The sequence below is a fragment of the Acetobacter cerevisiae genome (assembly GCF_001580535.1).
GTDB classification, from domain to species: Bacteria; Pseudomonadota; Alphaproteobacteria; order Acetobacterales; family Acetobacteraceae; genus Acetobacter; species Acetobacter cerevisiae.
Genome location: NZ_LHZA01000100.1, coordinates 1 through 12,092, shown reverse-complemented (window position 1 = coordinate 12,092; position 12,092 = coordinate 1). Strand labels below are relative to the sequence as shown.

Here is a 12,092-nt window from a genome sequence, read left to right as displayed (position 1 = left end):
GCTCAAAACCTCTTGAAAACCTATCACAGCGAATTTCCAAAAGGACTCTAAAGGCTTTCACCTAGAATCAGATTTTTCTAATTAGGTAGAGTCTCTTGCAAAGAAATTTAGGAAAAAATAGAAGAAAAATTCTATTTATATTTATAAAGTATTTTATAAAAATTCATATTTCAAAAATATGAGAGTGAAAAAATCCTGTTATAAGTCTTGTGTTATAACGAGGCAGGGAAAGCTTTACGCATGTCTTGGGAGCAATGCAGAAGGTGTCAGTTCTAACAGTTCGGGTATGTTATAGCAGAGCGCAAGCAGAAGAGGGTGATCTTATATGGCCTCTGTTCAGGTTGGCAGCAGGCGGTAAATTCGTTAGATCGTGCATTCTGTAGTCGAAATGGAGATGACGTTGTTCGTGACTAACGCTGCTGTTATGCGCCGTGCTGCCAGGTCTTTTATGCATGTTTCTGTGGGTACCGTGCTGCTTGGTCTGAGCGGATGCGGATACTATGCGTCCCGCACAGCGCATAAGGCTCAGGTCATCATGATTGGCATGACGGAGCAGGATGTTCAGGCATGCGCGGGAATTCCAACCAAGACGCAGACCGTTGATGATCATGTCAAGATTTTTGAATACCAGCGTGGTCGCAATATTGGCACAGCAACAACCTCCACATTGATTCCGGTACAGTCTGTTGTGAACATTGTCAGAGATGTCGGTGGCGGGGACGGCAATAGCTGCATTGCCGATTTCCGTATCGTCGATGGTAAAGTGCAGGATGTGTACTATAGCGGTGATGATGACATGCTGGTCGGCACAGACGGCGTATGTTCCAGCGTTGTGCGCGGGTGTGTCCGTCGGGCTGTGCCGAGTGGCTCACCGCCTAATTTCTGGAAGACATCCGCCTTCATGCAGCCGCAGCCTGCCAGACAGCCTGCGTCTTCCCCCGCACCGGCCCCTGCGACGACAGAGACCATTTCCGGTGCGGCCCCTATAACGCCTACGGTTGCGCCGGGTACAGCTCTTCCCGTAAAAGTTCTGGCCGTAACCCCAGCAACAGTGCCTTCTGCAACGCCCGTGCAAGCGCTTCAGACAACGCCTGTTGCGGCTCCGGCAACAAGCGCGACAGGCACACCGCAGAAATAACCTATCAACCGGGCGGAATAAATCTCCGTCCGGACGCCTTATCATCGTGATGGGGAAATTTCCGGTCGCCAGTGCTTCTTTGACGGCTTTAGTCTTCTTTTCTCTCAAAATACAAAGTGCTGTGCTTGCAAGGGCAGCACGTGGCTTAACGCCTGACAACTAGCTAGGCTTGACGAACTTTATATCATAAGCCATATCTTAAGATAGTAATTGTGCTGTGAAAGCGGAGCATTCCTCATTTTGCAGAGAACAAGGAAGAGATTATGAAGACAACTCAAGGCTTAGGATATGAAGGCCGCGCTCCTGAAATCCAGCGTGTGCGGCACGATCTGAGGCAACGCAGTTTGCGTGTGGTGGCAGTTGAACGCCTGACTCCGCATATGATCCGCATCACCCTGACTGGCGAGGATCTGGACGGGTTTGTGAGTGCCTCACCGGACGATCATATCAAGATTTTTATTCCCGGTCTGGATGGCGTCATGACACGTCGGGATTACACGCCGCGTCGCTATGATGCTGAAAAAGGCATACTAGTTCTGGATTTTGTCAATCACGATGGAGGGCCTGCCGCAATCTGGGCGCGGGCGGCGCAGGTGGGCGATACTCTTGAGATTGGCGGCCCCAAAGGCTCACAGGTTATTGCAGGTCCGGTTGATCGCTGGTTGCTAATTGGTGATGAGACCGCTCTCCCAGCTATTGGGCGTCGTGTGGAGGAGCTGCCTGCCAGGCCAGTGTGACAACGGTGGTTGCCGTGCCGGGTGTTGAGGATGAACAGAGTTTTTCCACATCAGCCCGCTATAGCGCGCATTGGGTGCATCGCCCGATGGATGCGGCAGATCAGGCGCAGGAAATCCTGAAAACGCTTGCTTCCATAAACATAGAAGACGGAACCTTTGTCTGGGTTAGTGCGGAAGCCCGTGTGGCAAAAGCTGTGCGCCAGTATCTTCTGGAAAGCCGCAAGGTGCCGCTGCAATGGATCAAGGCGTCAGGATACTGGGTGAAGGGGCAGGCTGATGCGGCCGTGAAGGATGTCGGGGCGATCTGACGACCGCCTATCCTGCTTCCTGCCTTCAGGAGGTGGGAAGCGTGCCGAGGGGGAGGGAAATATGGGCACGCAGGCCATGCGGCTCAATATTGCTGAGTGAAAGCTGGCCGTTGTGGCGGGTGATAATGGCATCGGCAATGGAGAGCCCCAGCCCCAGCCCACCATCTGAGGCTCGGGCCGGGTCCAGCCGGTAAAAAGGCAGGCGTGCCGAGGCCAGCAGGTTCGCTGGAATTCCGGGGCCGTTATCGCTGATATCAATCAGCGCGCGGCGTCCTTCTGTGCGCAGGGTGACGCTGACTTCTGTCCCATATTTCAGGCCATTTTCAATCAGGTTGCTAATGGCTCGTTCTAAGGCCGTGGTCTGGCAGATGCACGTCAACTGCGTGGGGCCGGTATAGTGAATGGTATGGTCCACCACAGTGAACTCATGGCACAGGCTTTCCAGCAGAGAGGCGAGGTCAATCGCTTCCGCTTTTTCAGCATCTGTCTGCTCACGCAGGAAATGCAGTGCCCCGTTCAGCATTTTTTTCATCAGAGTGAGGTCATGCTTCATGGCGGCGGGGGAGGCTTCTTCTCCACCCAGTTCCAGCCGCATGAACAGGCGGGTAAGAGGCGTGCGCAGATCATGCCCAATGGCAATGAGCATCCGAGTGCGTTCTTCCGCAGAGGCCGCAATGCGGGCCTGCATGCGGTTAAAGGCATGTGTCAGCCGGCGCACTTCTGTCGGGCCATGCTCGGGCAGAGGGTCCGGCGCAATGTCATACCCAAACGCATCGGCCTGTGCCGCAATGTTTCGCAAAGGGCGGCTGATATGCCAGATGCTCCAGAATGTGAGAGAGAGCGTGATGGTGAGCAGAGACACCAGAGACACAGTAAGTGGCATGGTCCAGCGCAGCATGTGCCCGAGATGATGGTTGGGGTTGTTAGAAACCAGAATGCTGATGTTATCGCGCGGCAGGTAAAGATAGGAGATTGGCATTCCGGCATCGTGCGGCGCACAGCTTTTGGCGCGCAGGGCGTGGCGGGTCACGTTGCCCCGGTATACCAGCATGCTTTGCAGAAACTCTGTGATGTGGTCAGTGCGAACCTGCACGCAGGGAGGGGGCGGACCCACAACAAATGTAATTTCATTGCCGGATATTTTCTGGGCAATGGCTTCCCGGATCTGGAGTGGAGCAGCTTGCAGCGCTTCAATCCCGGTTTCAATGGCCAGAATACTTGTTCCGGGCCCTGCGGGGATTGGCGGCATCAGCGGCCGGAACGCATATAGTAGAAAAGACGTAATGCTGAGCGTGAGAAACATGCACACGGAAACCAGCATGACCATCTGGCCATAGATGGTGCGGGGGTAGAGCCGCGGAAATCTCTTCATGTGTTGCCGTCGTCCGGGTCGAAAATATAGCCGCCCCCGCGAATGGTGCGGATCAGTTCCAGTTGCCGCCCTTCATGTGACAATTTGCGGCGCAGGCGGCTGATCAGCAGATCAATGGCGCGGGGGTCCACATTTTTCTCATCACCATGGATACGCGCCAGAAGCTCCGTCCGGTTAAACACATGGTGAGCATTCTGGCAGAAGACTAACAGCAGATCCGTCTCTGACCCTGTCAGAGCCACGCGGATGCCTGTTTTGCCGTATAGCGCGCGTTTGGCCGGTTCAAACAGCCAGTTATCGAAGCGGTAGTGCTGAACACCCTGGGGTTCGGGCTGGGCGGCTTCAGGCTGAGCGCGTCTCAGCACAGCCCGGATGCGTGCGGCCAGTTCTTCCAGGTCAAATGGCTTGGGAACATAGTCATCCGCGCCCAGATCCAGTCCGGAAATGCGGTCATGAATGTCATTCAGCGCGCTGACCATGATGATGCGCGTGGCGGAGGTTTGGCGAAGATACTGGCACAATGTGCGCCCATCTTCCTCCGGCAACATGAGGTCGAGCAGCGTGAGGTCAACAGGGCGACGCTTTTCTGCGGCATCAATGCCCGCGCGGTTGAGGGCTGTAGAGACTTCATACCCCAGTCGTTGAAGGTAGCGCTGCAACAACCCGCAAATTTCCGGATCGTCTTCCACAATCAGAATATGGATCGTCTGTGGAGCGTCGGTCATGGCGGCATGCGCTTCGGATGGTGTCGGCGAGGAGGAGGTGGGATGTGAAGACAAATGTGCTGTTCTCGTATCAGTCAGGCCTCATGATCCGTCTATTAAAACGCTGCTTTTGTAAAAGAACGCAAGGGAAAAACCGGAAAGCATTCAGAAAGGCCCTTCCGGGGAAGAGCCTTTCTGTTTCATGCGCTGAGAGCTAGATTAGTTCTGGTTGTCGCCTTCGTTCTGGCCGCCGTCACGGTTGCCATCACGGCCTTCACCACCGTGGTTGCCGCCATGGCGGTGCTCACCACCGTTCTGGTTGTCACCCTGATTGTTCTGAGTGTCAGAGCTGGAAGACGAGCTGCCGCGATGACCGCGATGCTCACCACCATGACGACGGTTGCTGTTTTCTTCACCATCATTGTTATTCTGGTTGTCAGAAGTGTTGTTATCGTTGTCGCTGTTCTGGGTGTGGTGGTGCCTGTGTTCTTCAGCATGAGACACAACCGGTGCCACAACACCCAGAGCAGCGGCGAGGAGAATAGCTTTTTTCATCATCATAAAACCCTTTATGCAGAGCAGGAGAAAAAAAGTCTCTCGCCTGTCTGGGAGAAAACATAGGAGGAATTTTTTTTACTAAAAGGGGAAAACCTACAAATGGCTGCAATATGTCAGATATGAAAAATAATAAAAATACACGATAAATATTATAGAATAAATAATATGGAGTAAATCGACTCTATCTGTGAGAGGTTGCCTGAAAACTTCATGGCGGCCATAAATCCACCGTGGTTACAGGACGCGGTCAGAGGCTGCTGGTCAGGGCAGGAGAGAAAGCAGGCACTGTGCTGCGCTTCACGCTGATTTTCTGTGGACTGCGGGATTTTTCAGAAAGAGTTCCAATCTGTGCGATGGAATTTCTGATTTTATAATCCTCCTTATAGAGATCCATAATTTTCTCTTTCTGGAGGGGGCGCAGATCTGTGGTGAAGCGTTGGGTTGTGTTGATTTTTTTAATCTTACCCGCAGGCAGGCCGGGCACAAAAGGATAAATTCGGTCAATATCCTTAAGATCAAACAGCATTTTGACGGCCACATCCCCGTGGCGGTCGGTCAGATACCAGTGTTGCGGGCGCAGGACATGGTCCAGCTGATAGATGGAGGTTGCGCCTTCTACATACTCAATCATGCGGTCCAGAGTAGTTAAGTCTGCATAGCGTTCCGCAAAGCCGGGATGCAGGCTGACATGGCTGCCACCGCCATTTCGGATGAAGTCATAGGAGGAGAGGAAGCGTTCAACCGGATCCCGCCACAAAGCAAAGCTGGGCATGGTGCGCACAACATCTGGTGCATGCTTCTGATAGTAGCGGATGCTTTCATGCCGCATGCTACAGCCGTAAAGTTCTTGCGAGATAGCTGTTCCGGCATTTTTGGGCACGTGGATAAACAGAACACCCGCGTTGCGGATAATCTCAAGGCGCTGCTGCCGTTTTTTGCTTAGAGGGAGAGGCAGTCTCTAGTCCACATACCGTTCCTGCAGGTCTCCATGCAGGGTAACACCGCATAATTGTTCCATGGTCTTCTTGCGGGTTTCCTGAATCTGTTCGCGCAGAGTGGACAATGCAGAAGACATGGCAGGTATCCAGAAACCAAACGTAGAAAACTACGCATCACATCATTTCATGAGAGCAGAAATGACATGATAGAAAAGTAAACGACTATTTAAGAATCGTTTTTAAGCACAGATTTCTGGCTCTGGAATGCACAAAAATGAGAATTATCTTTTTATTTCACTTCTGACAAAAAGATGACCAAAATAAGATCGATCATCGCAGGCGTTGTCTAACAGTCGTACCAGCCAAGTGTGCGCAGGGTTTCCAGCATGGCGGAAGGGAGCCAGCCCTCGTTTTGCATATCCTTAATCATCCATCCGCAGGAGGCACCTGTCTGCTCGTTCTGGCCGCCAAACATCATGGCATCTGCTATGGCGCGGGAGCCGGGCATCACGGCTTTGACGGCTTCTTCGGGCAGCCCTAGTCCGTTGGCGTTGAGCGGCCTGCTGAGTAGCTGCGTAATCTCCGCTGCATGTGCCGGGTCATTACACAGGGCAATGGCCTCGGTCAGTGCTGCGTGCAGGCGGGCGGAGCCATCCGGGTGTTCGTTTTTCCAAAGTTCTTTCAGAACCAGCATTTTTTCCAGATGCCCGGGCGCGATAGACGCAGAGCCTGCCACAATAAATGCCAAGTCCTTCAGCTGGGCATCCGCACCCCATGGTGGCCCCGCGCAAAACCCGTCAATCTCACCGGCGGCAAGGGCCTGAATCATGCGCGCAGGCGGCATGATGACAATTTCGGTTTCCGTATCGCGGCAAACGGAGAGGTTTTTAAGAAAGTGCGACAGAATAAGGTAGTGTGTGGAGTAGAGGTGGACAACACCAAGGCGTGGTTTGCGGCCTAAAGCATTTTTCCAGTTGTCAAAAGCCCGGCGTTTGTCTGCTTGCGCAGTCCACTGTGTGTGATCCCTCTTTTGCCCACGCAGCACAATCGTATTGCCACCACGGCTGACCGGAAAGCCCGGACGCAACCCAATAGCCCGCCCACGCTGGCCAAGGGCCGTCATAATGGCCAGCGGTGGGAACATCAGCGCGCCATCCAGCCCGTTCCAGACCAGCCCATCGGCAATATTGGCCCAGGAGGGTACCACTACGGCCTCAACATCCAGTCCGTGCCGGGTGAAAATGCCCATGCTCCGGGCCACAAGCACAGGGGCACTATCCGCCAGTTGCAGCAGGCCAATGCGGCAGGAGATGCTCATTTTTTTTGGCTCCTGTTCTGGTGAGCAAGATAGTCTGTGGCGACATCAATTATTTTTCGCGCCTGCTGCATGGCCTGTTTACGGAACCAGCGATACGCGTCATCTTCCTTACACCGTTCCTGCTTCATAAACAGGAGTTTGGCACGGTCTATGGTCTCACGGTCTGAAAGTGTCTTTCTGGCTGCAACAAGTTCCGCATTGGTGTCCCGAAAGCGTCTATAGAGCGCAATGGCGGCGCGCAGCAGCGGTTTGACGTTTGTGACGGGCGCATCTAGCACGTTGTAGGAGCAGACGCCTGCGGCAAAAGCATCTTCCATCAGGCTTTCGTCATCTTCGTCCACAAACAGGGCGACTGGCCGTTCCAGCCCGGAGGCGGAGAGGGCGCGCACACTGTCCAGCGCATCGCGGTCGGCACGGCTGATATCCACCAGCACAATATCCGGCGCATGGCGGCGCACGGCATCAATCAGGCTGGTGTCCTCTTCCACCAGAATGACATTCAGCGTTGCCTCGGCTTCTAGCAGGCGGGCCAGTGCGCCAGCGCGGTGAGAATTTTCATCAGCCAGAAGGACTTTCATGCAGTCCGTCCTCCTTTCGTTCAATACACATCCCGCAGATAACGACCGCTGCGGGTCAGGCCAGCTATAAAAGCGTCTGCCTGCTCGCGTGTCATTGATCCATGTCGTGCGACAATCCTTTTCAGGGCACCGTCAACATCCCGCGCCATGCGGGCAGCGTCCCCACAGATGTAGACATACGCGCCCCGGTTCAGCCAGTCCCACAGCAGAACTCCGTGTTCTTCCATGCGGTCCTGCACGTAAATCCGCTCCGGCTGATCGCGCGAGAACGCAGTGTCCAGCCGTGTCAGGCAGCCATCCGCCATGAAGGCTTCCAGCTCCTCGCGATAATAAAAGCCGGTGCGTTCATGCCGCTCTCCAAAGAACAGCCAGTTTGGGCCGGAAGCCTTCCGGGCAGAGCGTTCCTGCAAAAAGGCCCGGAAGGGCGCAATGCCCGTGCCCGGCCCGACCATGATGACGGGTACAGTCTCATCCGCAGGCAGATGGAAATGCGTTGTGGGTTGCACAAAAACCGGCACAGCATCACCCGCGTTCAGCCCCGCCAGCCATGTGGAGGAGACGCCGGGATAAGGTGAGGTGTTCACACCTACCGTCAGCTGCACGCTATCCGGGCAGGCGGTGGGGGAGGAAGAAATGGAATAGAGGCGCGGCTGCATCTGCCGGAAGAGCGTCGGCAGGTCTTCCGCTGCCACAGAGGCTGGCAGGGTTGCGATCAGGTCAGGCAGATAGCCGCTTTCCGTGCGGCCCAGTCGTTCCAGCAGCTTTGCAGACGGGCGGGAAAGGTCAAACCAGCGGCGTAAGGCTTCGCCCAGCGGGGTGGGGCCGTGGTGGCGGAGCGTCAGCATGGTGTCTTCCGGCACCTGCAGGGCGGCCAGAACCTGCTGCACAATGCTCTCATTATTGCGCGGCCAGACCCCCAGCGCATCACCTGCGTTATAGCTTACGCCAGTGCCGGAAAGATCCAGCATAATATGGCATGTTTCCTTATCCGGGTCGTCACCGGTCAGGCGCGTGACGCTGGCAAGGCGCGCCAGTGCGGGTGTGGTGCGGGTAATGCCGGGGGCCAGAGCCGGGGCAAGCAGCGCAGGACTGGTTCCAGATGCAGCCGGGCCGCCCAGAGCGGCCAGCAGATGGGGGCGCCAGTTTTCTACTGCGTCCTCATAATCCGGTTCACAGTCCACGCGGGGCAGGAGCGGTGTGCCGCCGAGAGCGCTCAGCCGTTCATCTAGTGTGCGACCAAAGCCGCAGAAGCTGGCGTAAGAGGAATCCCCCAGCGCCAGCACTGCATAGCGGAGATTAGGGAGGGCAAGATCCTGTTCTTTGAGCGCATCCCAGAACGGAGCGGCACCATCCGGTGGGTCGCCATCGCCAAAGGTAGAGACAAGGAACAGCGCCGTCCCGGAGAGGGTGGCCGGGTCACAAGCACTCAGTTCAGCCAGACGCACCTCATGTCCGTTTTCCCGCAACCACAGCGCGGTTTGCGCGGCCAGTGCTTCCGTGCGGCCTGTCTGGGAGGCCCACCAGAGGGTGAGAGTTGGCGCAGCGCTATCCGTGGACGGAAGGGCTGCGGCTGTAACCGGTGTGCGGGAATACAGCCCGGCCAGTAGCCCATTGAGGTGCGCTCTCTGCGCGTCAGAAAGCGGGGCGGAGCACGGCACCACTGGCACGCTGTTTTCTGGTGGGGCCATGCGCAGACCATCCAGAAAACCGCTGAGCCAGACAAGGCTTTCCCCGGAAAAATCAGGCGCTTTTTGTGCGGTCAGACCCAGATGGCGGGCAAGCTGCTCTGTGGGCATGGTCTCTGTGCTTTCCTGTGCGGGGGGGGCGGCAGTCTGAACACGCGTCAGGGAGACAGCGCAGTGTTTGATGCCGGGCTGGAGCGAGACGGGGTCAATCGCATCCGGCGTGACGGCGTTGATGCACAGTGCCTCGCCAAACCGGTCATTCCAGTGGAACGGCGCAAAGCAGGTGCCCGGGGCGATGCGGCGGGAAATACGGGCCGGAAGGGTGGCGCTGCCGCGGCGGGAACGGATTTCAACCGTATCGTTCTCGGCAATGCCAAGACGTTTGGCATCATCCGGGGTGAGTTCAAGAAAAGGACCAGGGTTGAGTTTGTTCAGCTGCTCGACCCGGCCTGTTTTAGTAAGCGTGTGCCACTGATGTTGCAGGCGGCCGGTATTGAGCAGGAACGGGTAATCTTCATCCGGTTCATCGTCCCGTGGCATCCACGGGCGCGCAAAGAATACTGCCTTGCGGGAAGGCGTGGCGAAGACAGGCGGCGCGTCCGGGTTGGGGCGATAGCGGATAGGGTGGCGCGGCGCTGTATCGCCAGCCGGGGCGGGCCATTGCACCGGGCCATCTTTCAGGCGCGCGTGGCTGACACCAGAAATATCATAGCCCGTCACCGGGTTTGCAAAGCGGATGGCCTCAGCAAAAACTTCGGCGGCAGAGGTGAAAGAGAACCCTTCCTCAAATCCCATAGCGCAGGCGACGCGGGCAATAATCTGCCAGTCCGGCATGGCCTCGCCCGGCGGGGGAACTGCCTGTCGGGCGAGGGTCATGGTGCGGTCGGAATTGACCTGCACGCCATCACCTTCCGCCCATAGCGCACCGGGGAGCAGGATATCGGCATAGGGGCCGGTTTCCGTGTCCGCATAGGCATCCTGCACAATAACAAGCTCGGCTTTTTCAAGTGCGGCCTGAACCCTGCCACGCCGGGGCACGGTGGCGACGGGATTGGTGCAGATAATCCAGCAGGCTTTAATGTGCCCTTCCGCCATGTTCTGAAACAGGGCGATTGCACCGTCACTGTTCGCATCGCGGATGGTGCCGGGGGGCAGGTGCCATTGCTCTTCGCAAAACGCACGGTCCTGAGCCGAGAGCGCACTGCGCTGGCCGGGCAGGCCGGGGCCCATATAGCCCATTTCCCGCCCGCCCATGGCATTGGGCTGGCCGGTGAGGGAGAACGGCCCGGCCCCCGGTTTGCAAATGGCCCCAGTGGCCAGATGCAAATTACACAACGCGTTGGTATGCCATGCGCCGGAGGTGCTCTGGTTGAGGCCCATGGTCCACAAAGAGAGCCATTCGCCTGCTTCAGCAATCCAGCGGGCGGCGGTGCGGATATCCTCTTCCGCAAGGCCTGTCAGGCTGGCGACGCGTTCTGGCATGTAATCAGCCAGAAAGGCAGGCATGTCCCCCCAGCCGGTGGTGCAGGTGGCGATAAAGTCTGTATCAAGCGCGGCATTTTCCACCAGAAGGTGCAGCAAGCCATTGAGCAGCGCGAGGTCCGTGCCGGGACGAATTTGCAGAAAGAGATCGGCTTTGTCTGCTGTGGCAGTGCGGCGAGGGTCCACCACAATCAGTTTTGCCCTGGCCCGTTTACGGTCCATCAGGCGCAGGAACAGGATGGGGTGACAATCCGCCATATTCGCCCCGATGACGAAAAACAGATTGGTGCAATCAAAATCTTCGTAGGAGCCGGGGGGCGCATCCGCCCCAAGCGAGAGTTTATACCCCGTGCCAGCCGCCGCCATGCACAGGCGGGAATTGGACTCGATATGCCGTGTGCGGAGGTAGCCTTTGACCAGCTTATTGGCGAGGTATTGAGCCTCCATCGACATCTGGCCGGAGACGTAAACCGCAATGGCGTCCGGTCCATCTGTCTCAAGAATATGCCGCAGCCGTCGGGCTGTTTCCGTAATGGCGGCGTCCATGGAAATGGGGGCTGGTGGCGTTGCGCGGTCTGGCCGAAGCAGGGCGCAGTCCAGTCGGGCGGGGGACGTAACCGGCTTATCGCAAGAACTGCCTTTGGTGCAGAGCCGCCCCCCATTGGCCGGGTGCGCGGCATCCCCCCGCACCCGGACAATTTTCTGGTTCTCCACCTCCATCACAATGCCGCACCCGACACCGCAATAGGGGCAGACAGACCGGATTTCTTCCGCGCAGGCCATGCGGGTTACGCCATAGCGGCTTCCGCCGGGGCGGTGACTTTACGGGCGCGGATTTCCACACGGCCCTTATGCAGCCGTGCATCCCATGCGTGGATGGATTTGGATGCATCTTCCAGACAGGTGCCGTCCTCCAGATTGAAGTGCTGCTTGTAAAGCGGGGAGGCCACAACCGGCTGCCCGTGGATATCTCCCATCAAACCCCGGCCCAAAACATTGGCGTGCGAGAAGGGGTCATGATTATCCACGGCAAAAACCCGTCCTTCACCCTGCGCATCGGGCAGATAGAACAGAGCAATCTGCGCGTTATTATAGAGCGCGACCACGCCGGAGCGAGGCACAAGGTCACTCTGTGCACAAAGGTCAGTCCAGCCTGCCGGGCCTGCGGAAATCGGCAGTTCCGGCAGATTATCAGCAGGTTTGACCTGATCGCGTTCCGGCACGGTGCGAATGTTGGGGTCCGGGCGCGCATCGTTCACAAAGGTGCGGAAGCG

At 56.8% G+C, this 12,092-nt stretch carries 9 protein-coding genes and 1 pseudogene; 2 read left to right on the top strand and 8 right to left on the bottom strand.

Going from position 1 to position 12,092, the window contains the following annotated elements:
* The first annotated feature begins 448 nt into the window (after positions 1-448).
* Both AD928_RS02110 and AD928_RS02105 read left to right on the top strand, forming a co-directional pair.
* Positions 449-1,138: a hypothetical protein gene (locus AD928_RS02110; protein WP_156470063.1), complete on the top strand. Its 690-nt coding sequence runs from the start codon at positions 449-451 to the stop codon at positions 1,136-1,138.
* A gap of 263 nt (positions 1,139-1,401) precedes the next feature.
* Positions 1,402-2,183 (top strand): annotated as a pseudogene (locus AD928_RS02105) (siderophore-interacting protein).
* A 25-nt stretch (positions 2,184-2,208) separates the two neighbouring features.
* Here AD928_RS02105 and AD928_RS02100 read toward each other — a convergent pair.
* The 8 genes from AD928_RS02100 to nirD form a co-directional block, all read right to left on the bottom strand.
* Positions 2,209-3,555, bottom strand: a complete 1,347-nt coding sequence (locus AD928_RS02100; RefSeq protein WP_233419897.1) for an ATP-binding protein — start codon at positions 3,553-3,555, stop codon at positions 2,209-2,211.
* Positions 3,552-4,280, bottom strand: a complete 729-nt coding sequence (locus AD928_RS02095) for a response regulator transcription factor (protein ID WP_156470062.1) — start codon at positions 4,278-4,280, stop codon at positions 3,552-3,554. Before AD928_RS02095 ends, AD928_RS02100 begins: the two co-directional genes overlap by 4 nt.
* 198 nt (positions 4,281-4,478) lie before the next feature.
* Positions 4,479-4,820, bottom strand: a complete 342-nt coding sequence (locus AD928_RS02090; protein WP_156470061.1) for a hypothetical protein — start codon at positions 4,818-4,820, stop codon at positions 4,479-4,481.
* Between the two features lie 244 nt (positions 4,821-5,064).
* Positions 5,065-5,703, bottom strand: a complete 639-nt coding sequence (locus AD928_RS02085) for a sulfotransferase family protein (RefSeq protein ID WP_264821323.1) — start codon at positions 5,701-5,703, stop codon at positions 5,065-5,067.
* Positions 5,704-6,101: 398 nt separating this feature from the next.
* On the bottom strand, positions 6,102-7,073 hold the full coding sequence (locus AD928_RS02080; RefSeq protein WP_062247865.1) for a CmpA/NrtA family ABC transporter substrate-binding protein: 972 nt from the start codon (positions 7,071-7,073) through the stop codon (positions 6,102-6,104).
* A complete protein-coding gene (locus AD928_RS02075; RefSeq protein ID WP_062247862.1) occupies positions 7,070-7,651 on the bottom strand; it encodes an ANTAR domain-containing response regulator in 582 nt (193 codons plus the stop codon). The genes AD928_RS02080 and AD928_RS02075 overlap by 4 nt, the downstream gene beginning before the upstream one ends.
* Before the next feature lie 20 nt (positions 7,652-7,671).
* Positions 7,672-11,601 carry a bifunctional nitrate reductase/sulfite reductase flavoprotein subunit alpha gene (locus AD928_RS02070; protein ID WP_062247861.1) on the bottom strand — a complete coding sequence of 1,310 codons (3,930 nt, stop codon included), beginning with the start codon at positions 11,599-11,601 and terminating at the stop codon, positions 7,672-7,674.
* A 5-nt stretch (positions 11,602-11,606) separates the two neighbouring features.
* Positions 11,607-12,092 (bottom strand): nitrite reductase small subunit NirD (gene nirD, locus AD928_RS02065; protein WP_156470060.1); only part of this gene is annotated, 486 nt, incomplete at its 5' end.

Coding starts and splice junctions, on each gene's coding strand:
- AD928_RS02080 (WP_062247865.1), bottom strand. CDS start 7,073: ATGAGCATCTCCTGCCGCATTGGCCTGCTGCAACTGGCGGATAGTGCC.
- AD928_RS02110 (WP_156470063.1), top strand. CDS start 449: ATGCATGTTTCTGTGGGTACCGTGCTGCTTGGTCTGAGCGGATGCGGA.
- AD928_RS02100 (WP_233419897.1), bottom strand. CDS start 3,555: ATGAAGAGATTTCCGCGGCTCTACCCCCGCACCATCTATGGCCAGATG.
- AD928_RS02075 (WP_062247862.1), bottom strand. CDS start 7,651: ATGAAAGTCCTTCTGGCTGATGAAAATTCTCACCGCGCTGGCGCACTG.
- AD928_RS02090 (WP_156470061.1), bottom strand. CDS start 4,820: ATGATGATGAAAAAAGCTATTCTCCTCGCCGCTGCTCTGGGTGTTGTG.
- AD928_RS02070 (WP_062247861.1), bottom strand. CDS start 11,601: ATGGCCTGCGCGGAAGAAATCCGGTCTGTCTGCCCCTATTGCGGTGTC.
- AD928_RS02095 (WP_156470062.1), bottom strand. CDS start 4,280: ATGACCGACGCTCCACAGACGATCCATATTCTGATTGTGGAAGACGAT.